Raw genomic sequence first — 21603 nt, forward strand, 5'->3', positions numbered from 1 at the left:
AGAGTATGCTCCGCGACCGCGTAGCCAAATAGTTGCAGACGCAAATTTTGTTGGTCATAACGCTACTTCGGTATCGGAATCACCCTTACAGTCTGGGAGGCCGAACAACGCCTGGTACATCAAAGTTCGGCCGACGGCATCACGGGATCGCGGGCGCAGGGGAGCCGCGCGCGATCTCGACGGACACGGGGGCATGGAACAGAGTGTTGGAGAGAACTTCTATGTGCGCAGCCCCGGCCCGCCACCGCGTCACCCGAACCGACCAGTCGACCTGGCAGGCCAGCGGGCTCCTGGAGTCCGGTGATGTCTCAGGCCAGGCGCGCCACGCCCGCAAGTCGCCGTCTGCGTATGCACTGCACATCGGCCGCGTCGGCGCGCTCGCGGTGTCCCTCGGCGTCGGGTTCGCCATCGCCGGGGCCGCCCAGCCCGCGTATGCCGACACCGGTACCGAGTCGCCGTCGCGGTCCGACAGTGGCAATGACGCGTCCCCCAACGACTCGAAGAACTCCCCGACCGCGGGCTCGGCGTCCGCGTCCGGCCTCGATCGGGACCGCGAGACCGACTCCGCGCACACACCGACCGGCGGTGCATCCGCAGGACAGGACGGTGACAAGGACGACGACAAGGACGACGACAAGGACGGGGCCGGGTCCAGTGCCGACGACGACGCCGCGATCGATCCCGGCCGCGTCGATACCGAAATAGACGACACCGAGATCGATGACACCGACGAACCCGTAGCGGTCATCGTCGATCCCGCCGAACCGGTCAGCACCACCGACGCCGAGACCGATTCCGGTCGCAAGTCGCGGCCGCCGGTCGCATCTGTCGAACCGGCATCGGTGGTCACCACCCCCGCGGGGCAGATCACCACGGAAGCGGATGCCGAGGAGTCGATTCCCGAGACGGTTCCGGAGGGGTCCGGGCAGGCGCCGCCCGCGCAGGATCCGAGCGCGCAGGCCCCGGGCACCGAGGTGGCCCCGGCGCCGTCGGTGCGGGATTCCGCCGTGTCCGGTGGCACCGATACACCCAAGATGTACGCCGCCACCGCCACCGCCAACGAATCGGCGAACCCGCTGTCACCACTTGATGTGCTGGTGAACACGATGATGGCCTGGGTCGCGCGGCAGATCAGCCACACCTTCGTCAACCGGACGCCGGTGGCCGGGCCCATCGTCTACGAACAGAACGTCCTCGGCCAGGTCTACATCGACCTCAATGCCACCGACCCCAACGGTGACATCTTGACCTACGACATCATCCAACCCGAGAAGGGCTGGGTGTACCGCGATCTCATCAGCGGGAAGTTCGTCTACACCCCGTACGCGCTGGTGACCGGCCAACCGCTGGTCGACAGCTTCCAGATCGTCGTGCGCGACGATTCCGAGCACCTGCCCGGCGTGCTCGGCCAGATTCAGACCCTCGTCGAGCAGGTCACCCGATTCCTCGGAATCGCCGAGGCCGACAACCTGACGGTCACCGTGCCGGTCACCGTCGATCCGGTCTATCAGGCGCCGCCGTTGGTGACCCCGATCGTGGGCGGCGGCTACAAGCTGGGTGAAGAGCCCACCCATATCGTCTCCACGGTCGACATCGTCGACGGTGATTCGACCAGCCTCAAGCGGGTCGTCATCAAGATCGCCACCTTGGCGCAAACCGGTGACACACTCTCCTATACGGCCCCCACCGACAGCCCCATCCTCGGGACCTGGGATCCCGACACCTTGACCCTGACGCTGGAGGGCACGGGGACTCTCGCCGAATACGAGGCGGCGATCAAGGCGGTGAAGTTCTCGGCGACCGAGGGCGCGCTGCTGGTACGCGGAATCACGATCTCGGCAACCGATTCCGACGATATCCCCAATATCGCACCGGGTTTCGTCACCGTGGCGGTGTGGCCCGCGTCTGCCCTTCCGCCGCTGGTGACTCCGATTGCCGGTGGTGGTTTCACCATCGGTGGTAATCCGTCGAAGATCGTGTCGGCGGTGGATATCGTCGATGGTGATTCGGGCAAGTTGTCCAAGGTCGTGGTGAAGATCGCGACGTTGGGTCAAAGCGGTGATGTGTTGGGTTATGTTGCGCCGTCGGGTAATCCGGTGACTGCAACGTGGGATGCGAATGCGCGGACGTTGACGTTGGTGGGTGAGGGGACGCTGGCTCAGTATGAGGAGGCGCTCAAGGCGGTGACGTTCAGTGCCACCCAGGGTGCGGCGCTGGTGCGTGGTCTGACCATCTCGGCGACCGATTCCGACGGTGTCGAGAACATCGCGCCGGGCTTCGTGACTGTGAACGTCTCAGCCGCCCCGACCCTTCCGCCGCTGGTGACTCCGATTGCCGGTGGTGGTTTCACCATCGGTGGTAATCCGTCGAAGATTGTCTCGGCGGTGGATATCGTCGATGGTGATTCGGGCAAGTTGTCCAAGGTTGTGGTGAAGATCGCGACGTTGGGTCAAAGCGGTGATGTGTTGGGTTATGTTGCGCCGTCGGGTAATCCGGTGACTGCAACGTGGGATGCGAATGCGCGGACGTTGACGTTGGTGGGTGAGGGGACGCTGGCTCAGTATGAGGAGGCGCTCAAGGCGGTGACGTTCAGTGCCACCCAGGGTGCGGCGCTGGTGCGTGGTCTGACCATCTCGGCGACCGACGAGCACGGTATCGAGAACATCGCACCGGCATTCGTGACCGTGGGGGTGTCCTCACCGACGCGGTTGGTGCCGTTGGTCACCCCGATCGGCGGCCGCTCGTACACCATCGGCAACTCACCGGTGAATCCCATCGCGGCGGTCTCCATCGTTGACGCGGATTCCAGTCACTTGCAGAAAGTGACCGTGCGCGTCACGACGTTCGGCAAGGACGGGGACACCCTGACGTACGCGGGACTGCCGGACAACCCGGTGACCGCGAGCTACGACGCCGCGAGCAGGACGCTGACCCTCACGGGCATTGCGACCAAGCAGCAGTACGAAGATGCCCTCAAGGCGGTCACCTTCACCGCCACCCAGGGAGCGTGGACGACCCGCACGATCCTGATCGTCGCGACCGATACCGACGGGGTGAACAGCGCGGCAGGATCGTTGACCTTGTCGGTCTGGTAGCCAACGATGGGGTGGTGAACCCGGCGCTGATAACTCTCGAGCAGATCACCGCGGCGGCCGAGCTGTTGGCCCCGGTGATCCGGGAGACCCCGGTCATCGCATCGCGGGTGTTGTCCGACCGCACCGGCCAGCAGGTGTGGCTGAAATGCGAGAACCTGCAACGCACCGGCTCGTTCAAGCCGCGGGGCGCCTACAACCGCATCGCCAATCTCGATCACGAGCAACGCGCACGTGGCGTGGTGGCGGCCAGCGCGGGTAATCACGCCCAAGGGGTGGCCTGGGCGGCCACGGAGTTGGACATCGAGTCGACGGTCTTCATGCCCGAGAACGCCGCGCTCCCGAAGGTGGTCGCCACCAAGGCCTACGGCGGTCGGGTCCAACTGGTCGGGGCAACCCTGGCTGACGCCCTCGACGCGGCGGCCGAGTTCTCCGCCGAGACCGGGGCGGTGCTGATCCACCCTTTCGACCACCTCGACATCGTCGCGGGACAGGCCAGCGTCGGGTTGGAGATACTGCGCCAGATACCAGACGTGGCAACGATTCTGGTACCGACCGGCGGTGGTGGCTTGGTGGCGGGCATTGCCGCGGCGATGCACCATCTGGCGCCGGGGGTCCGTGTCATCGGCGTGCAGGCCTCCGGTGCGGCGGCCTGGCCGTTATCGCTGGGGCGCGGTGAACCGGTTCGGGTGCAGTCGATGTCGACGATGGCCGACGGGATCGCGGTTCCGCTACCGGGGCAGGTGCCGTTCACCCATGTGCGCGAGCTCGTCGACTCGGTGGTGACGGTGTCGGAAGAGGCGCTGTCGGAAGCACTGCTGCTGTGCCTCGAGCGCGCCAAACTGCTGGTCGAACCGGCCGGGGCCGCCGCGGTTGCCGCGCTGATGACCAGCACATCGCAGGTCCGCGGACCGGTGTGCGCCGTACTGTCCGGCGGCAACATCGATCCACTGGTCCTGACCCATGTGATGAACCACGGGCTGCGGTCCGCCGGCCGGTATCTGGTCGTCAAGGCCGTGATCCCCGACCGGCCGGGCGGGCTGAGCGGATTGCTCGGTGTCGTCAGCGCCAGTGGGGCCAGCGTGCTCGACGTCGTCCATCGCCGGACGGCTCCGACATTGGGACTCGACGAGGTGGAGGTGATGTTGACCGTGGAGACCCGGGGCAGCGCTCATCGTGAAGCCGTGCTGGCCGCACTCGCCGAGGCCGGTGTGCGGGCCGTCGTCGACGAGCCCTGAACTCAGCTGAACCGTACGTTGATCGTCGCCAGACCGAAGATCTTGCGGCCGCCGGACTTCGCTCCCACCAGCACCACGCCGCTGCGCGTCTCGGGGTCCAGCGATTTGATCTTTCCGGTGAACTCGATCTCGGTGCCGGTAGCGGGCACGATCGCCGGCTGGGAGAGCCGGACCGCATAACGGGTCGCCGCACCCGGGTCACCGGACCACGCCGAACCGAAGCTGTTGCCAAGGCCCATGGTGAGCATTCCGTGCGCCAGCACATCGTCCTGGCCGGCGAGTCTGGCGATGTTCTCGTCCCAGTGCAGGGGGTTGGCATCACCGGCCACGCCCGCGTAGTTGACCAGGTCCCCTCGCGACAGGCGCGCCTGCTGCGTCGGTAACGCGTCGCCGACACCCACCTCGGCGAATGACCGTGACGTAGGCGTCCGGGAACTGCCGTCGGCGATGGTCACCGCGCCCTCCGGCCGGACCGATTTCACATACGGTGCCCCGGAGTCCTCGGCGCCGAGCATGTTGATGCCGTGCATCATCACGCCCTGCACCGCGGGCCGGATGGCCGGGTCGACCTCCTCGGCGCCGATACCCATGACCGTGGTGTGCAGGGTGTGCACCACCTCGCCCGCGGCGTCGGTGAAGGTGTTGGTGACGGTGACGAGGTCACGGCCCGCGACGTGGCGCACCGAGGTCAGTTCGACATCGATGGTCAGTTCGTCACCCTCGACGATCGGGCGGTGCTGCTCGAAGACCTCCTCGGTCTGCAGATACATGTCGTAGCCGACCACGATCTGCTCGAACATGCGCTGATTGCAGGCCATGGCGGGAGCCGATGTGAAGGTCATCGGCGCGACCAGCCCGGGATAACCGAGTGCGCGCGCGGCATCGAGGTCCCAATGCGCGGGGTGCTTGTCCTGCACCGCGCGTGCGAACTCGCGGATCTTTTCCCGGCCCACCAGATAGGTACCGTCCATCTGGTAGTAGTGGCCGACCCGTTCCTGGAGTGCCGACGCTTCTGCTGCTGCGGTCATGTGGGGCTCACATCTTCTATCTGCAAATTTGCCGAAGTTGACTCCAGCACCCTAACGCGGAATGACTGGGGCGCCGGAATGCGGGGATCGACGAAGCGAGTTCACCGGCCCGGGGGGCCTACCGATCACAACTTCGGGCCGGCGACGTCCTTGCTGAAGAACACCCGGTCGAATCCGTCCTCGGTGCCGCGACCGACCTCGGTGTAGCCCAGACGCGGGTAGAGACTCAGGTTCTCGGTCATGGCTGCGTTGGTGTAGAGCCGCACCTGCGGCAGACCGCGGCGACGCGCCTGTTGTTCGGCGTGGTCGAGCAGTAGACGACCGAATCCGCGCCCGTGCCGGCGTGGATCGACGGCGACGTTGTCGACCAGCAGATGATCGACCGCGGGGATCGAGACCAGCACGCCTGAGACGACGTCGTTGTCGACCAGGACGTGGGTATGCGGCAGCAGCGCGTGGTAGTCGGCGGTCATCGGTGCGGGAGCTCGGCCGATGCGCGCGATATAGGGACGGTAGGCGAGCGCGACGATCTCTTCGACGGCGGCGATATCGTCTGTCGTCGCCGCGCGGATCGAACTGCTCATGCTGAGGCAATCTAATGGTGGCAATCCGGCCGTGGCAGCGCCGAGGAGACGATCTCTAGGCTGGGGCCGTGCTCTTCATCTTCGGCTTCGGCACCAAACAGAAGCTGCTCGGCGAGGCCGGCGTCCGGACCTGCCCACGCTGTCACAACACCACGGCATGGTCGCTGGTACGTCGGTACCGGCAGTTCACCCTGTTCTTCGTCCCGATCGCGCGCTGGGGGCGCACGCAGTTCGAGACGTGCGATATCTGCGGTGCGAGTGTGCCCGCATGACCGCCACGTTGGTGGTCAAGGACGTGGCCGGCGGATACGCGCACCGGACGTTGTTCGAGAACGTGAACGTGACTGTGAGCCCAGGCGATGTGCTCGGTGTCGTCGGGGCCAACGGTGCGGGCAAGAGCACCCTGATGCGGATACTCGCCGGAGATCTGGCACCCCTGGAGGGCACCGTCAGCCGCGCACCCGCCGACGCGTTTGTCGGCTGGTTACCGCAGGAGCACGAACGCATCGCCGGGGAGAGCGTCGCGGCCTATATCGCGCGGCGGACCGGATGCACGGCCGCAACCGCCGCCATGGAGGCTGCGGCGGAGAGACTTTCGGAGTCCGATGTCGCCGCGGATGCCTACGGCACGGCGCTCGACCACTGGCTGGCCACCGGCGCGGCCGATCTGGAGGAACGCCTACCGGTGGTCTTGGCCGATCTGGCACTGGACGTCGAGCCGGACGCCACGCTCATGACCGCTCTCTCGGGTGGCCAGGCCGCCCGAGTCGGGCTGGCGGCACTCATGCTGTCCCGGTTCGACATCGTCTTGCTCGACGAGCCCACCAACGATCTCGACCTCGACGGTTTGGACCGCCTCGAACAGTTCGTGCGGGATCTGCGTGGCGGGGTCGTGCTGGTAAGCCACGATCGGGAGTTCCTGACGCGCACGGTGACCCGCGTGTTGGAGCTCGATATCGCGCAGAACCGGACCACGGTCTACGGCGGTGGCTACCAGAGCTATCTCGAAGAGCGTGCGGTCGCGCGCAGGCATCGCCGCGAAGAGTACGAGGAATTCGCCGATCGAAAAGCCGATCTGGTGGCGCGGGCGCGGACTCAGCGGGAGTGGTCGAGCCAGGGTGTGCGTAACGCGATGCGCAAAGCTCCGGACAATGACAAGAATCGCCGCCGGGCGCAGACGGAATCCAGTGAGAAGCAGGCGCAGAAGGTCCGACAGATGGAGAGCCGGATCGCCCGTCTGGAAGAGGTCGAGGAGCCGCGCAAGGAGTGGTCGCTGCAGTTCAGCATCGGTGCCGCACCGCGTTCCAGCTCGGTGGTCGCGACGCTGGACGATGTCGCTGTGCGGCAGGGTGACTTCCTGTTCGGTCCGGTATCGCTACAGGTCAGCGCGGGCGATCGGATCGGCATCACCGGCCCCAACGGCGCGGGAAAGTCGACACTTTTACGATTGCTGCTCGGTCGCCGAGCACCCGACAGCGGAAGGGTGAGTATGGGTGCCAGTGTGGCGATCGGCGAGATCGACCAGGCCCGAACCGAATTCAGCGGTCCCGGACGCTTGGTTGACCGTTTCGAGGAGCACGTACCGGACTGGCCCACCGCCGATGTGCGCACGCTGTTGGCCAAGTTCGGCCTGCGGGCCGACCATGTCGAGCGCGAGGTGGATGACCTCTCCCCTGGGGAGCGGACGCGCGCCGGGATGGCGTTGCTCCAGGCACGCGGCACCAATGTGCTGGTGCTCGACGAACCGACGAACCATCTCGACCTGCCCGCCATCGAGCAGCTGGAGCACGCGCTGGATGGATATGACGGGACGTTGCTGCTGGTCACTCACGACAGGCGCATGTTGCAGAATGTGCGCCTCGATCGGCGTTGGACGGTCCGCGACGGTCAGGTCAGCGAGTCGACGCCGTGACAGCCGACCGCTGCCGTCCGGATCGGATCAGCCCCCGCTGAGCTGCCTCAGCACGGACCCGCCGCTGTGCTCGGCGATCCAGTCGTGGATGGCCGAGACCGCGGGCTTGGCCACCCAGTTGGTGTCGTAGATTCCCCACGGTGTCTCGTTCGGACGGTCCGACAGCGAATAGATGAACATCGGCCCGACACCGGGTAGTTGGGACCAGGTATCGGCGAAATCGATGATCCAGGCTGCCTGTGTCGCCGGGTCCACCGCAGAGGTCGGCACACCGTATTCAGTGGTCCAGATCAGCTTGTCGGTGTCACCGGCTTGGTCCATCAACTGCCGCATCGAAAGATACTGCCGGTACGGGGTATTCGCGTACGGCATCCCGTCGGAGAAGCTACTGGAGAAGTTGTACGGGTGGAAGGACAATGCGTCGAAGTAGCCGCGTGCGCCATGGGCGTACATCTGGGTCAGGTAATCGACCGGATTGATGGTCCAAGTCCCGAAGCTGAGCCCCGCGCCGAGGACACCGCCGATGATCAGTGCGCCGGGCTCGACGGTCTTGATCGCGGAATAGGCCGCTTTGAGCAGAGTCGTGTAACCGGCGGCATCGGGTTCCGGCGACCAACCGATGTTCGCGTTGGGCTCGTTCCAGATCTCGTAGGCGGCGATGCGGGGCCGGGCGCTGCCCGCACCGTAACGCATCGCCACCTGCGTCATGAAGGCCGCGTAATCGGCGGGGTCACGCGGGGCGGCATTCGGCAGCCAGAATCCGTTGTCAGCGGCCCAGATCGGGGTACTCGTCACCGCGCCGACCACCGCGATTCCCTTGTCGGCCGCGGCGTCGAGTATTCGGTCGGATATCGTCCAGTTGTAGGTACCCCGAGCCGGCTCCATGGCGCGCCATGGCAGGAAGATCCGAATCTGGGTGACTCCCATGACGTCGAAAGCCTCTATTGCGGTGGCCAATTCGTCCGGTGACATGAAGTAGAGATTCGACTCCGCGATGCCGAGCGCGCGTGCCGAGGCGTCGATCCGCGACGGCGTCGCGGCGTGTGAGATGGGTACCTGCACCGCAGTTGCGCACAGCACGGCCGCGATCAGTGCGATGATTTGTGCGCAGCGTGCGACGCGGTGGAACGATGGAGACAGCATGACGGCCTCTCTGGCAGTCCGGAGCGGAACAAGCTGTGACGGCGATCAATGTAAGCGGCGCAACAGCATTCCTGCAGTGCGGGTTTTGGGTCCGATGTTCGGCCATGGGTCGCCGCTTCGGTCTGTGGCCGGCAGTGCCCAGCAAAAGCGAAGGTGGTCACTCCGGTGGACGACTGTCGATCGGAGATGGCGTGGTTGGCCGCGGAAGTGCGGCCCGTCCCAGCTAGTTTCAAACGCAACTAACTCAGCGGGGGCAGAATTGTCCGATATGTCAAAATGTGCCCGCGGGTTCAGGGGTAAACTCATGCACGGTTCCCGGTGTGCCCGAAACGCGCCTCGAATGGGCGAATTACGTTGTCGATATTGCAGATAACGTCATGTAACCGAGACCGCGCTGTTGGTGTACCGAGACCGTTCGCCGCCCTGAGTCACCCGGCGGTGCGGTCGAGACGGTACCGCTAGCGGGTAGTGAGGACTACCGGTGGCCGTCGTCGGCCATTGGCGTCAGCAGTGCAGACACCGAACCTGCTGCGCGACACGATTGCAGGCATCACCAGCTTCGACTGCCGAGGAGCCCGCGATGGATGCCGATCTTGCCGACACTTTCGATCACGATGTGCGCGACCACCTGGATGTGTTGCACCGCGGCGCACTCCGGTTGGCGCGCAATCGTGCCGATGCCGAGGAGCTGTTGCAGGAGACGCTGCTCAAGGCGTTCGCCGGATTCGAGGCATTCGAACCCGGCACGAATCTGCGGGCTTGGTTGTTTCGGATCATGACGAACACCCATATCGGCAATTACCGCAAGAGCGTGCGGCGCCCGGAGTTTCTCTGCGATGACGTTTCCACGGTGGGGGCGGCGCGCCGGGTGAGGTCTGCAGAGGCCGTGAGATCTGCAGAGGCGGAGGTGCTGGCGTTCGTGCCCGACGACTCGGTGGCGTCGGCGCTGGCCGGGTTGCCCGAGCAGTTCCGCGAGGTGCTCTGCTACGCGGCCATTGACGGCTACTCCTGTCGTGAGATCGCCGAGATGATGCACACGCCCATGGGAACGGTGCTCTCCCGATTGCACCGAGGCCGCACCCTGCTGCGCGCGGCATTGGCCGCGCCGACAGCGGTGGCCGCCTGAGTCCGTCCGCGGTACTTGTCAGTGGTCGAATGTATGTTCGTATCATGACGGCGGCGGCGGAGGTGATGGCAGCGATGGCGGGTCTGCGGGCCGCCCTCGATGCGTTCGCCGATCGCGACCTCGGTGCGTTGTCAGGTGATGAGTTGGTCACGCTGATCGACGAGTACGAGACGCTGACCTGCCGACTACCTGCCCAAGGGCATCGGCTGCTGAACCAACTGCAGCAGGAGACGAGCGCAAGGGAGATGGGCGCCAAATCCTGGAACGCCGTGCTGCGGATCCGGTGGCGTCTGTCGTCCGCCGAAGCGGGCCGGCGTCTGCACGAGGCCGCGGTGTTGGGGCCCCGCCGCGCGTTGACCGGTGAGCCCCTGCCCCCGCTCCTTCCCGTGGTGGCGGCTGCGCAGGCCGGCGGATTGATCACCGCCGAGCATGTCAGGGTGCTGCGCGACGCCATGGCCGACCTGCCCGGGTTCGTCGGTCTCGCCGAACGACAGACGTTCGAAGCCGACTTGGTGGAATTGGCGGTCGGGGTAGGTCCGAAGGAACTCAAGGACGCCGCCGCCCTGAAACTGTTCCTACTCGATCAGGACGGGCCCCTTCCCGATGACGCCGAACGCCAACGCAGCCGAGGTGTCGCAATCGGGGCGCAACGTCGCGACGGCATGGCCGTGATCACCGGATCACTGACCCCGGAAGCGGCCGCGGTGTGGGAACCGCTGCTGGCGCGCTTCGCCGCGCCGGGCATGTGTAACCCCGACGATGAACAGCCGTGCACCAGCGGTACGCCCACTCAGGCTCAGATCGACAATGATCACCGCACCGTCGCCCAACGCACCCATGACGCGATGATCGCGGTCGGACGGATCGCGTTGATGACGGATCTGGGCCAACTCAACGGACTACCCGTGTCGGTCATCATCCGCACCACGTTGCAGGACTTGGAATCCCGCGCCGGGGTCGGTGTATCCGGCGGTGGCACGACACTCCCGATCCGCGACGTCATTCGCATGGGCGGGCACGCGAACCACTACCTGGCGATCTTCGATGGGGCCACCGGTGCCGCGTTGAACTATTTCCGAGCCCGGCGCACCGCCAGTCCGGCCCAGCGGATCATGCTGATCGCTCGCGACGGCGGCTGCACCAAACCGTGCTGCACGGCCGGGGCGTACCGCTGCCAGGTCCACCATGGAGACCGTGATTTCGCCGAGGGTGGTTATACGAACGTCGACGATCTGACCCTGGCATGCGGGTGTGACAACCGCATGGTGCGCCCGGGTGGCTACACCACCATGTTCAACGGTCGCAACGAATGCGAATGGCATCCCCCGGTGGCGTTGGATCACGGACAATCTCGCATCAACTACTTCCATCGACCCGAACTGCTCATCCGGGGTGCGCAATCCGCACGGTGCAGCTCACCCGACAGAAGGATTGACGACATCCGAGTCGGTGACTTCCTCACTGATGACACGGGGCAGTTCGGCAGCGTCGAGCGCGACGACCTGGCCTTCATCGATGCCTACCCGGACGATGACGAGCTGTCCGATGAGCAGGTCCTCGTCCAGTTCCGCAGAATCACCGAAGATGCCGACTTCTGGAGCTGGGCCGCCACCGACCACGAGCGCGGCAGCACCGGGCTCCGCGGCCCGTGACCACGCGAGCGGCGGCGTCGTGCTGAAACCTGTGGTGCTGCTGTGATTACCGGCAAATTGACGCCGATGTGTTGCTGACCGGCGCGGTACGGCCCGGGACTGCCACGTGATGTCGCCCCAAGTCGCCTGCTGGGAGTTTGCCATGGCGTGAAATGACCCGTGACCAGGGCGTGAGCGATTGGCCTTCGACACCGAGCCGCACTAACTTTTGTGGTTGTGATGTCCTCTGCTGCTGGCACCGCCGCGCGGTGGCTTGCCCCCTTTCTCGCCCTCGCCGCGATAGCCGCCATCGTCGGTGTCGGCCTCCCCGTCGTCTCCACGCCCCAGGTGCGGTTGGCCGGCGAGGCCAACCCGCTTGCCGGTAGGCCCTTCTATGTCGACCCCATCTCCAAGGCGATGCGGGCCGCACAGGCGTCACCGGGCAACCCGCAGCTCGACTATGTGGCCAACACCCCGCAGGCCTACTGGCTGGACCAGGCCTTCCCCGCATCGACAGTGTCGGGAACGGTCAGCAAGCTCGTGGGTGCCGCACAGGGCGCCGGGGCCACACCGGTGCTCGCGATCTACGCGCTGCCGCACCGTGACTGCTACAGCTTCGCCGCCGGTGGGTTCGGCTCCGGCGACGGATACCGCCAGTGGATCGACGCCATTTCCGCGGGGCTCGGCGGCGCCCCGGCCGCCATCATCGTGGAGCCGGATGCGCTCGCGATGGCGGACTGCCTGTCCGGCGATCAACGCCAGGAGCGTTTCGACCTCATCCGGTACGCGGTGGACACCCTGACCCGGGATCCCGCGGCCGCGGTCTACATCGATGCCGGACACTCCCGGTGGGTCGACGCGGGCGAGATGGCCAACCGGCTCAACCAGGTCGGCATCGAGCGTGCGCGTGGGTTCAGCCTGAACACCACGAACTACTTCACCACCGAGGAACAGATCGGCTACGGCGAGGCCATCTCGGGGATGACCAACGGCGCCCACTACGTCATCGACACCTCCCGCAACGGGAACGGTCCGGCGCCGGACAGCCCGCTGAGTTGGTGCAACCCGCCCGGGCGCGCGCTGGGTGTGCCGCCGACGACCGCCACCGCCAACCCGAAGATCGACGCCTACCTGTGGGTCAAACGGGTCGGGGAATCCGACGGTTCGTGTGACCGCGGTGAGCCCAGCGCCGGGACCTTCGTGAACCAGTACGCCATCGACCTGGCCCGCAACGCCGGAAAGTAGCCGCGTCTCGCCCTATAGTCGGCGAGGTGGAGACGGCCGATCGCCGGGCGGTGTGCTCGGCGCATGTGGACGAGGACTTCCTGCGCGCCCACATCCGCTCCGGCGTCTCCGAAACCCACTGCAGCTACTGCGACGGAACCGGTGAAGAGCCGTTCGCCGTCACCTGGCCGGTCTTCGTGGAGGCGCTGCTGGTCGGCGTCGGGGTGTACTACCAGCCCCACACCGTGCCGGGTGATGCCGTCGCGGCGCGTGAGGTCGCCGTCGAAATCTCTACCGCAGCAGGTATTTCGCACCCGCGCCTCGTCGACGACCTGGTCGAAGTGCTGGATGTGACCCCCGGCTGGATGCACCGGGAGCACCGCAGCGGGAGGGGAATCGAGCAGCTGATCTACAGCTGGGATGCGTTCAAACACATCGTGAAACACGAGATGAGGTACTTCTTCGCCACCCGCTCGACCGGCGATTCCGACGAGATGACCGCGGGCCAGGTGCTCGAAGCGGTCTCCGATCTCGGGGAACATCACCCGTCGGTCTGGCCGGTACCCTGCCCCGCACCGCTGTTCCGGGCGCGGATGGCGATATCGCACGACGAGGCCGCCTCTTGGCACCACGCCGCCGATCTCGGCCCGCCCCCGCCGGAACGGGCGGCCGCCAATCGGATGAGTCCGGCGGGCATCAGCATCTTCTACGGGGCGACCGATCGTGCCACCGCCATCGCCGAGGCCGGTGCGCACGCCGCCTTTCGGTACGTGACCACCGCCGAGTTCACACCGACTCGGCAACTGCGGCTCATCGACCTCACGAATCTGCCTGCGGTGCCCAGTATTTTCGACATCTCCGCCCGTCAAGAGTTCTATGTGCTGCGCTTCCTGCGGATGTTCATCCACGACATCACGCTGCCGGTGGAACTCGACGGCCGCGAACACATCGACTACGTACCCACACAGGTCTTCACCGAGTATTTCCGCTTCGCTTTCCCCGACCAGGTGGACGGCCTGATGTTTCCCAGCGCACAGGGGCCGGGTAACAACGTCGCCATCTTCGTCGGGCCGGACCGCTGCGCCGACGTCGATGCCGAAACCGAACACACCCGGCTCCGGATGGATCCCGCCACCCTCCAGGTGAGCCGCGTCGTGACGGTCGCCCGCTAACCCATTGCGTACCGGCCGATCGTGTCGGGGTGGATGACCAGGCGCAACAGCTCGATCGACTGCATCGCCGCCAGTTCCTGGGCTCGGACCGGATCCTGGAGATCCCAGTAGCGGGCCGCCAGTCTCGCCGCCAGCTCGGCCGCACCATCGGGGTGGATGTCCACGCTGCCTGCCAACGACACCCAGTGTTCCCGCTCGCCGACCGGTGCGGTGACCACGAGCGAGGCGCGGGCGTCCCGCCGCAATCGGCGGACCTTGACCGAGCGGGCATCGGTGAACAGCTGGATCATGCCGTCATCGGTGTACTCATACCAGACCGGTCGTGGCTGCGCGGGGTCGGGACCGCCTGCGACAGTGAGGAATCCGTAGAGCGGTCGGCGCAGCAGGACGATGTCTTCTCGGGTCAGGGTGCTCATCGGTCCCACGCCCCCGCCGCGGCCGCACGCGTCACGTACTCGGTGAAACCGCGTGGTTCGCGTCCGAGCACTGCGGCCACCCCATCGGTGGTGTCGGCGATCCCGCCATCGGCCATCAGGGTGAACATGGCCGCCACATGCTCGGCGGTCTGTTCGTCGGTGCCGGACTCCACGAGCCTCGCGACGTACTCGTCGGTGGTCACCTGCTTGTACGCGATCGGCAGACCTGTTGCCCGCGAGATCAATTCGGTGGCTGCGGCGAAGGTCATCGGCTCCGGTCCGCTCAACTCGTAGACCTTGCCGGCATGGCCGGGTTCGGTCAGCACGCGCGCCGCGATGTCGGCGACGTCCTCGACGTCGATGAACGGTTCGGGTACGTCACCGGCAGGTAGCAGCAATTCGCCCGCCCGGAGTGGTGCCAGGAACAGGTCCTCGTCGAAATTCTGCGCGAAATTGTTGGGCCGCAGGATGGTCCATTCCAGCGAGGAACTTCGCGCGGCGGCCTCGGCGGACCGCATATCCAGTCCGAAGGCGGACTCGCCCCACAGGTCGGCGCCGCGACCGGACAGCACCGTCACCCGGTGCACCCCGGCCGCCTCAGCGCGGGTGAGGAAGTCGGCCGCCGGTCCGGGCCATGGCGGCGCGACGAGATAGATCGCACCCACGTCGGCCAACGCGTCGTCCCAGGTGTCGGGTGCCGACCAGTCGAAACGTGTGCCGCTGGATCGCGAGGCGGCCCGAACCGGCACACCCAGCAGTCGTAACCGCGGCAGGAGACGGCGCCCGGTCTTGCCGGTGGCGCCGAGTACGAGGATCGTGTCGTTGCTCATGGCAGATAGTCAACCGCGCAGGTGTGGACGATTCCATGGGTGAAAGGCCGGATTTCATGTCCAAACCTCTATGCCGCCTATGATGGTGGCATGGACGCCTTCGGAGACCTGTTTCGCGGGGTGCGCGCCAACGGCTCACTCTTCGGCGGGTCCACCTTGCAACCACCGTGGAATCTGCACTTCGTCGACGGTGCGCCGCTGACCCTGTGCACGGTGCTGACCGGGGGCGGCTGGATCATCACCGCCAGTGGGGCGACCGAACCCCTGCGAGCCGGCGATACCGTGATCGTCCGCGGCCCGCAGACCTTCACCTTCGTCGATGATCTCGACAGCACCGCCGAACTCATCGAATGTGGCACCGAATGCGCCGTGCCCGAATGTGGTGGCACCCGTTATCGATTGGGCTGGAGTGATTTCGTCGACCGCGGCGTGGACGCCACCACCGCGATCGTCGGCGCATACCCGGTGCGCGGCGAGATCAGCCGACGCCTTCTCGACGAGCTGCCCGACGTCTTGCGGGTACCGGGCGGGGGTGAGGGCGACGCAGTGCTCGAGCACTTGGCCGCCGAGGTCGCCATCGATGCCCCCGGCCAGCAGGTGGTGCTGGATCGGCTGTTGGACTGGATGCTGGTGTGCACCCTCCGGACGTGGTTCGACCGTCCCGGCGGGCAGCCGCCGGCGTGGTGGGCGGCCCAGCGTGACCCAGTGGTCGGCGATGCGTTGCGGCTCATCCACGACGATCCGGCGGCACCGTGGACGGTGGCTGCCCTGGCCGAACGTTGCGGCGTGGCCCGTTCGACGCTGGCCAAGCGATTCGCCGACCTCGTCGGTGAACCACCGTCGAGCTACCTCACGACATGGCGGATGACCCTGGCCGCCGACCTGTTGATCGAGAACGGGGCCACCGTGGCGGAGATTGCGCGCACGGTCGGTTACTCCGATCCGTTCGGATTCAGTTCCGCGTTCAAGAGGGTCCGGGGTGTCAGCCCCACCGAGTTCCGCCGGGCGTTGGTGCACCAACCGGCGTGAGCAGGGTCTCGCGCGGTATCGGTAACGCCGGCCCGTGCCGGCGCCGATAGAACCCATGTGATCCTCCGACTTGGGGCGGCCGCACTGATGGCCGCGACGGCGCTGGCCGCAGCGCCCACCGCCAATGCCGAGCCGGCCTGCGCCGATGTGCACTGGATCGGCGCCGCCGGTTCCGGTCAACGCGACGGCGCGCAGCTGGTGGCCAACGCCGGTATGGGTGACGTGGTGTACGCCTCCTACCAGCAACTCAGCAATGCGCTGGCGGCCGGCGGCCGCACCATGACCGCCGAAGCGGTGCAGTACCCGGCCGCGCCCGTACCGCTCGCCGGTGGGCTCGGTGGCTGGATGAACTTCATGGACAGTGTCGAAGACGGCACCGACGCGACCGCAGACCAACTCGAGGCCTATACGGCACGATGCCCGCAGTCGAAGGTGGTGCTGGCCGGTTACTCCCAGGGCGCCATGGTGGTCCACCGCAATCTGCATGACCTCGCCGACAATCCGCAGGTTGTCGCGGCGCTGCTGGTCGCCGACGGTGACAGGTTGCCCGCCGACACCACCATCAACCTCGGCTCGGCGGCCGCGGCGCCAGGCCCCGGCAAGGGCGTCGCGCAGGAGCATTCCTTCCTGGCCTCCACCGACACCTCGCCCCTTGACCCGCGGATGGGCGCCCGCACGGTGAGCGTGTGCGATGTGGGCGACCCGGTATGTGACTACAACCCCGACCTCGAGGAGATCCCCGCCTCGTCGATCGCCATCCACACCGCCTACGAACCGGCGACCAGCGGACCGCACGCCTGGGGGCTGCCGCTGTATCAGCTGGTGATGAACTCTGTGAGCGCCTCCGCACCGTCGCTGTAGTTAGGGATCGCTGCGCGGAGGGAAACCCGTCGGCGACCTCCGAAACGAAAAGGACGACATGTGGGCACCGTGAAGGGCGGCTCTCGGCTGGGTGCCCGGTTCGGGCCCTACGAGCTGCAATCCGTGCTCGGCGTGGGCGGCATGGGCGAGGTGTATCGCGCCTACGACACCGCCCGCGACCGGATGGTGGCGATCAAGCTGTTGCGCGCCGAGCTGGCGACCGATCCCAGTTTTCGGGATCGGTTCCGCCGGGAATCCCGGTTGGCCGCGCGGTTGCACGCGCCGCACATCATCCCCGTGCACGACTTCGGCGAGATCGACGGTGTGCTGTACATCGACATGCGTCTGGTGGAGGGGCCCAGCCTCAAGGACGTCTTGCGGGGCCAGGGTGCGCTCGCGCCGCACCGTGCCGCGTCGATCATCGCGCAGGTGGCCACGGCGCTGGACGCCGCACATGCCGCAGGCCTGGTGCACCGTGACGTCAAACCCGAGAACATCCTGTTGACCACCGAGGATTTCGCGTACCTCGTCGACTTCGGCATCGCGCACGGCGGGGGAGAACCGTCGGTGACCTCGACAGGGCTTGTCGTCGGTTCCAGCGCCTACCTGGCACCCGAGCGTTTCAGCGGTGACCGCGGTGCGCCGGCGGCCGATGTCTACTCGCTCGCATGTGTGCTCTACGAGAGCCTGACGGGTCTGGAACCGTACGCCGCCGACGATGTCCGGCAGATGTGGGCGGCACACATGTTCTCCGCACCGCCGCGGCCGAGCATCATGCGCCGTGGGGTCAGCCGGGCCTTCGATGACGTGATCGCCCGCGGAATGGCCAAGGACCCGAACCGGCGGTATTCGACAGCGGGCGAATTGGCCCGAGCGGCCGTGCAGGCCGTCGACGACCCCCGGCCGGTGCCCGCGTCGGCCGGCCCGCCGGCGGTGCCCAACCTCGCCGGCCCGCCGGCGGGAACTCAGCAATACTCCGCGGTGTACCCGACACCGCATCCCTCAGTGGTGACACCGCTGCCGCCGCGCGCCCGGCCCCGCATATCCACACGGTGGATGGTGGCGCTGGCAACCATCGGATTGTTCGCCATCGCAGCGGCTTTGGCATCGGCACTGGTACTCGGCGGGGGCGACACGCCGTCATCGAGATCGCCACTGGCCGCTCCGGCACAGTCACCGGAACCTTCGGAGCCGTCGCGGGCAGGCCCGTCGACAGCCGCCGTCGACGGGGTATCCGGAACGGATTCCCAAGGATTCGTCGGGCATTCGGCCCGCTGCGACAGCTCCAGCTCGCCGGTCGCGCTGATCCGGACCGCTCAGTCGCTGGCGATCATCTGCCAGACCACATCCGGCGACTTCTATTACCGCGGTGAGCGATTGCGGGACGGCGCCAACCTCGAAATACGAAATGCGCAGCGGTCCGGCCCCGGATTCATCGCCGTCAATCCCGCCGATGGCGCCAGCTACGCGGTCATGCCCGACCTGCTGACCATCTCCAGCAACGGTCGGGTGGACTCCTCGGAACGCGCGCTGGAGTACGGTGCGGCGCAATGATTCACCGGTAGCCGGTCACGCCCACGTGCGCCCGGGGTTAGGGTCTGTGCGTGAAGAGGATGGGTGCTTTCCCCGCCGCCGTTGGCACGGTTGCGGTCATGGCGATGCTGACCGGATGCGCGTCTTCGCAGGCGCCGGCACCGGGCGGTCCGGCGGTGGCGACGCCGCAGACCTCGCTGCCCCCGATCATCAGTGCGGCGCAGCTGGACGCAGGTAGGTATCCGACAGTGCCGCGTCCGGCGCTGGGCCGGGCCGGTGACCCGAAGACGGGGGCGGTGGTCGATGCCCAGCGGCTGGCCGACCATGTCGTCGGCCCGTGGGAGGCCAACCGCGAGCTGATCTCTCCATACCTGAGCACCTTCTACCTGCTGGACACTCCCACCCAACTGTCCCAGTTCTCACCCGACAGTGTGGCGCAGCGGGCGCAGGGCCACGGTTTCGTCAACGGTTTCGCCTCCGCACGTGAGGCTCCCGACAAAGCCATCATGATCAACGCGGTCATGCGATTCCCGGACCCGGCCGCCGCACAGGCAGCCGCCGCCGACATGAACAGCGCGACCGCCGAGCAGTCGGTGCGCGGTGCCACGCCGGTCCCGGCGGCCGTTCCCGGCCATCCCGAGACCCTGGCATTCACCTACCCGTTCACCCCGACCGGATCGGATCGGCCGTGGGCGGTCATCCGATCCTTCACCGCGCACGGTCCCTTCGTGTTCATGCAACTCACGCAGTCCGCCGATGGGCTGGACGCGGCGGTGTCGATGGTGCAGAAGGTGGTCGAACTGCAGGGACCGCGGGTCGACAAGTTCGCTCCCGCCGCCCCCGATGCGCTCGCCGACGTCGAGCTGGACCCCACCGGTCTGCTTGCCAAAACGCTTCCGGTGGAGTCCAATCCGAGTTCTACGAAGAATGCCGTGTACGACGAACGCGGCGCCATGCACTTCCAGACCAACCCGCTGGAATCGAAAACCCTGTTCTCCGACACCGGCGTCACCACGGTCGCGATGGCCGCGGCGAGTGTGTATCAGGCCCGCAATCCAGGGTCGGCGTTGATGATCGTCAATGCGTTCAGCAAGGAGATCCTGAACCAGGGCGCGGCCGTCGATCCGGTGCCGCAGCTGCCGGAGAGTCACTGCGCCACCCGCGGGAAGTCGTTCTACTGTGTCGCGCTGGCCGGTGAGTACGCGGTCGAGGTGAACGGGGACGCGCTGCCCGATGTGCACCAGCGCACGGCCGCCCAGTACATCCTGCTGACGGCTGGTTGAGCGACCACAGCCAGGACTACGGGCTTTCCGTGATTCTGGTGCCCGCCTCCCGGTGCGAATCTCTTCTCAGCTGTCCATGCCACTGAGGAGGCACCGATCATGACCACCGAGAACATCACCGTCATAGGCGCCACCGGCCAGATCGGCGCACCGCTGGTCGAGATGCTGACCGCTGCTGGGCACCGGGTGCGGCCCGCGTCCCGGCGATCCGGGGTCGACGCCGCCCTCGGCACAGGTCTGGTGGAGGCGCTATCGGAGGCGGACGTCGTGATCGACGTGCTGAACTCGCCGACCATGGACGATGATGCCGCGCTGGCGTTCTTCACCGCCGCCGCTGCGAACATCAGCGGTGCCGCGAAGAAAGCCGGTGTGGGCCATTACGTCCTACTGTCGATCGTCGGTGTCGACGGCCTGCGCGGCGGCGGTTATCTGAGCGGAAAAGTCGTACAGGAGAACACCATCGCGCAATCGGGCGTGCCCTACACCATCGTGCGGGCCACCCAGTTCCACGAGTTCACCGAGATGATCGCCGGCTCGCTCATCGCCGATGGTGTGGTCCGCGCACCGGATGCGCTGATCCAGCCGATCGCCGCGGCCGAGGTGAGTGCCGTTCTGGCGCGGGTGGCCGGCGAGGCTCCGATCGACGGCGTGCACAATCTGGGCGGACCCGACATCTTCTCCTTCGCCGAACTCGCCGCGCTGGTCCTTCCGGGTGCCGACCAGTTGCGCATCGTCACCGACCCGGAGGCCACCTACTTCGGCACCCCGGTGACCCCGACGAGCCTGGTGACCGGTCCCGGCGCTGAGCTGGCAACGACCCGGCTGGTTGATTGGCTCGGTGCCCGATGAGCACCCTCACCGATGTCGTCAACCACCGTCGATCCACCCGGATGTTCCTGCGCGACAAGCCCGTTCCAATGGATCTGCTGACAGAATCGCTGGCGTTGGCCATGCGGGCACCGTCCAATTCCAACGTGCAACCGTGGCGGCTCTATCTGGCCACTGGGTCCCGCCGGGAGGCTCTCGGCGCCGCACTGTCGGCCGAGGCACGGACGAACCCGCCGGCGAACCTCGGTTTACCCGACTCGTTCGCCGCGCTCCGACGCGAACTGGGAGCGCTGGTCTACGGCTCGATGGGGGTGGCGCGAGACAATGCCGAAGCCCGCTGGAGCGCACAGCTGCGCAATTTCGACTTCTTCGCCGCACCGGTGGCGGGCATGGTGTGTATGCACCGCGATCTGGGGCTGCCCGATGCGCTCGGTGTCGGCATGTTCGTCCAGACCCTGCTGCTGGCCCTGACCGACCGCGGCATCGACAGTTGCGTGCAGGTATCCACCGCGTTGTACCCCGACCTCGTCAGGCAACAGCTCGGTATCCCGGAAGAACTGACAATCCTGTGCGGGCTGAGCATCGGCTATGCGGACCCCGCCTTCCCTGCCAACAACCTGACCATCCCGCGAAACGAGCTCGCCGACAATATCGTGATGCGGGGCGACTGACA

The 21603-nt window shown here is 66.6% G+C and carries 19 protein-coding genes; 14 read left to right on the forward strand and 5 right to left on the reverse strand.

What is annotated here, in order from left to right; genetic code table 11:
- Positions 1-221 precede the first annotated feature (221 nt).
- Both PGN27_RS14865 and ilvA read left to right on the forward strand, forming a co-directional pair.
- Entirely contained in the window at positions 222-3095 is a 2874-nt protein-coding gene (locus PGN27_RS14865; RefSeq protein WP_335326797.1) for a hypothetical protein, read from the forward strand.
- Between the two features lie 11 nt (positions 3096-3106).
- A complete protein-coding gene (ilvA, locus tag PGN27_RS14870; RefSeq protein WP_418888602.1) occupies positions 3107-4330 on the forward strand; it encodes a threonine ammonia-lyase in 1224 nt (407 codons plus the stop codon).
- 2 nt (positions 4331-4332) lie between these two features.
- On the opposite strand, the gene PGN27_RS14875 is transcribed toward ilvA, so the two are convergent.
- Positions 4333-5358, reverse strand: a complete 1026-nt coding sequence (locus tag PGN27_RS14875; RefSeq protein ID WP_335326799.1) for a fused (3R)-hydroxyacyl-ACP dehydratase subunits HadA/HadB — start codon at positions 5356-5358, stop codon at positions 4333-4335.
- A 125-nt stretch (positions 5359-5483) separates the two neighbouring features.
- On the reverse strand, positions 5484-5942 hold the full coding sequence (locus PGN27_RS14880; protein ID WP_335326800.1) for a GNAT family N-acetyltransferase: 459 nt from the start codon (positions 5940-5942) through the stop codon (positions 5484-5486).
- Between the two features lie 68 nt (positions 5943-6010).
- On the opposite strand from PGN27_RS14880, the gene PGN27_RS14885 reads away from it, so the two are divergent.
- Both PGN27_RS14885 and abc-f read left to right on the forward strand, forming a co-directional pair.
- Entirely contained in the window at positions 6011-6214 is a 204-nt protein-coding gene (locus PGN27_RS14885; RefSeq protein ID WP_335326801.1) for a zinc-ribbon domain-containing protein, read from the forward strand.
- Positions 6211-7854, forward strand: coding sequence for a ribosomal protection-like ABC-F family protein (gene abc-f, locus PGN27_RS14890; RefSeq protein ID WP_335326802.1), 1644 nt, complete (start codon positions 6211-6213; stop codon positions 7852-7854). Before PGN27_RS14885 ends, abc-f begins: the two co-directional genes overlap by 4 nt.
- A 27-nt stretch (positions 7855-7881) precedes the next feature.
- Here abc-f and PGN27_RS14895 read toward each other — a convergent pair whose 3' ends face one another.
- On the reverse strand, positions 7882-8997 hold the full coding sequence (locus tag PGN27_RS14895) for a cellulase family glycosylhydrolase (RefSeq protein WP_335326803.1): 1116 nt from the start codon (positions 8995-8997) through the stop codon (positions 7882-7884).
- 580 nt (positions 8998-9577) lie between these two features.
- On the opposite strand from PGN27_RS14895, the gene PGN27_RS14900 reads away from it, so the two are divergent.
- From PGN27_RS14900 to PGN27_RS14915, 4 genes are all read left to right on the forward strand, one after another.
- The gene (locus PGN27_RS14900; protein WP_335326804.1) at positions 9578-10123 is read left to right on the forward strand and encodes a sigma-70 family RNA polymerase sigma factor; all 546 of its coding nucleotides are present in this window, start codon (positions 9578-9580) and stop codon (positions 10121-10123) included.
- 29 nt (positions 10124-10152) lie between these two features.
- Positions 10153-11775 carry a DUF222 domain-containing protein gene (locus PGN27_RS14905; protein ID WP_335326805.1) on the forward strand — a complete coding sequence of 541 codons (1623 nt, stop codon included), beginning with the start codon at positions 10153-10155 and terminating at the stop codon, positions 11773-11775.
- A gap of 219 nt (positions 11776-11994) precedes the next feature.
- Complete coding sequence (locus PGN27_RS14910; protein WP_335326806.1) at positions 11995-12999, forward strand: glycoside hydrolase family 6 protein; 1005 nt, start codon at positions 11995-11997, stop codon at positions 12997-12999.
- A gap of 26 nt (positions 13000-13025) precedes the next feature.
- Positions 13026-14150, forward strand: coding sequence for an RES family NAD+ phosphorylase (locus tag PGN27_RS14915; RefSeq protein WP_335326807.1), 1125 nt, complete (start codon positions 13026-13028; stop codon positions 14148-14150).
- Here the strand turns inward: PGN27_RS14915 and PGN27_RS14920 are convergent.
- The gene (locus tag PGN27_RS14920; protein ID WP_335326808.1) at positions 14147-14566 is read right to left on the reverse strand and encodes a pyridoxamine 5'-phosphate oxidase family protein; all 420 of its coding nucleotides are present in this window, start codon (positions 14564-14566) and stop codon (positions 14147-14149) included. The two genes, PGN27_RS14915 and PGN27_RS14920, sit on opposite strands and share 4 nt — an antisense overlap.
- A complete protein-coding gene (locus PGN27_RS14925; protein ID WP_335326809.1) occupies positions 14563-15396 on the reverse strand; it encodes an NmrA family NAD(P)-binding protein in 834 nt (277 codons plus the stop codon). Before PGN27_RS14925 ends, PGN27_RS14920 begins: the two co-directional genes overlap by 4 nt.
- A 90-nt stretch (positions 15397-15486) precedes the next feature.
- Between PGN27_RS14925 and PGN27_RS14930 the strand changes: the two genes are divergently transcribed.
- From PGN27_RS14930 to PGN27_RS14955, 6 genes are all read left to right on the forward strand, one after another.
- Positions 15487-16425 (forward strand): AraC family transcriptional regulator, encoded by a 939-nt coding sequence (locus PGN27_RS14930; RefSeq protein WP_335326810.1) that lies wholly within the window; start codon positions 15487-15489, stop codon positions 16423-16425.
- Between the two features lie 57 nt (positions 16426-16482).
- On the forward strand, positions 16483-17286 hold the full coding sequence (locus PGN27_RS14935; protein WP_335326811.1) for a cutinase family protein: 804 nt from the start codon (positions 16483-16485) through the stop codon (positions 17284-17286).
- 60 nt (positions 17287-17346) lie between these two features.
- Entirely contained in the window at positions 17347-18840 is a 1494-nt protein-coding gene (locus PGN27_RS14940; RefSeq protein WP_335326812.1) for a serine/threonine-protein kinase, read from the forward strand.
- Positions 18841-18938: 98 nt separating this feature from the next.
- Positions 18939-20102 (forward strand): DUF7373 family lipoprotein, encoded by a 1164-nt coding sequence (locus PGN27_RS14945; protein ID WP_335326813.1) that lies wholly within the window; start codon positions 18939-18941, stop codon positions 20100-20102.
- Between the two features lie 99 nt (positions 20103-20201).
- Positions 20202-20951, forward strand: coding sequence for an SDR family oxidoreductase (locus tag PGN27_RS14950; RefSeq protein ID WP_335326814.1), 750 nt, complete (start codon positions 20202-20204; stop codon positions 20949-20951).
- Positions 20948-21601: a nitroreductase gene (locus PGN27_RS14955; protein ID WP_335326815.1), complete on the forward strand. Its 654-nt coding sequence runs from the start codon at positions 20948-20950 to the stop codon at positions 21599-21601. Before PGN27_RS14950 ends, PGN27_RS14955 begins: the two co-directional genes overlap by 4 nt.
- The last annotated feature ends 2 nt before the right edge of the window (positions 21602-21603 follow it).

Source organism: Mycolicibacterium neoaurum (genome assembly GCF_036946495.1).
GTDB lineage: Bacteria > Actinomycetota > Actinomycetes > Mycobacteriales > Mycobacteriaceae > Mycobacterium > Mycobacterium neoaurum_B.

Coding starts and splice junctions, on each gene's coding strand:
- PGN27_RS14925 (WP_335326809.1), bottom strand. CDS start 15,396: ATGAGCAACGACACGATCCTCGTACTCGGCGCCACCGGCAAGACCGGG.
- PGN27_RS14895 (WP_335326803.1), bottom strand. CDS start 8,997: ATGCTGTCTCCATCGTTCCACCGCGTCGCACGCTGCGCACAAATCATC.
- PGN27_RS14920 (WP_335326808.1), bottom strand. CDS start 14,566: ATGAGCACCCTGACCCGAGAAGACATCGTCCTGCTGCGCCGACCGCTC.
- PGN27_RS14905 (WP_335326805.1), top strand. CDS start 10,153: ATGTATGTTCGTATCATGACGGCGGCGGCGGAGGTGATGGCAGCGATG.
- PGN27_RS14900 (WP_335326804.1), top strand. CDS start 9,578: ATGGATGCCGATCTTGCCGACACTTTCGATCACGATGTGCGCGACCAC.
- PGN27_RS14865 (WP_335326797.1), top strand. CDS start 222: ATGTGCGCAGCCCCGGCCCGCCACCGCGTCACCCGAACCGACCAGTCG.
- PGN27_RS14930 (WP_335326810.1), top strand. CDS start 15,487: ATGGACGCCTTCGGAGACCTGTTTCGCGGGGTGCGCGCCAACGGCTCA.
- PGN27_RS14950 (WP_335326814.1), top strand. CDS start 20,202: ATGACCACCGAGAACATCACCGTCATAGGCGCCACCGGCCAGATCGGC.
- PGN27_RS14955 (WP_335326815.1), top strand. CDS start 20,948: ATGAGCACCCTCACCGATGTCGTCAACCACCGTCGATCCACCCGGATG.
- PGN27_RS14910 (WP_335326806.1), top strand. CDS start 11,995: ATGTCCTCTGCTGCTGGCACCGCCGCGCGGTGGCTTGCCCCCTTTCTC.
- abc-f (WP_335326802.1), top strand. CDS start 6,211: ATGACCGCCACGTTGGTGGTCAAGGACGTGGCCGGCGGATACGCGCAC.
- PGN27_RS14945 (WP_335326813.1), top strand. CDS start 18,939: ATGGCGATGCTGACCGGATGCGCGTCTTCGCAGGCGCCGGCACCGGGC.
- PGN27_RS14875 (WP_335326799.1), bottom strand. CDS start 5,358: ATGACCGCAGCAGCAGAAGCGTCGGCACTCCAGGAACGGGTCGGCCAC.
- PGN27_RS14880 (WP_335326800.1), bottom strand. CDS start 5,942: ATGAGCAGTTCGATCCGCGCGGCGACGACAGACGATATCGCCGCCGTC.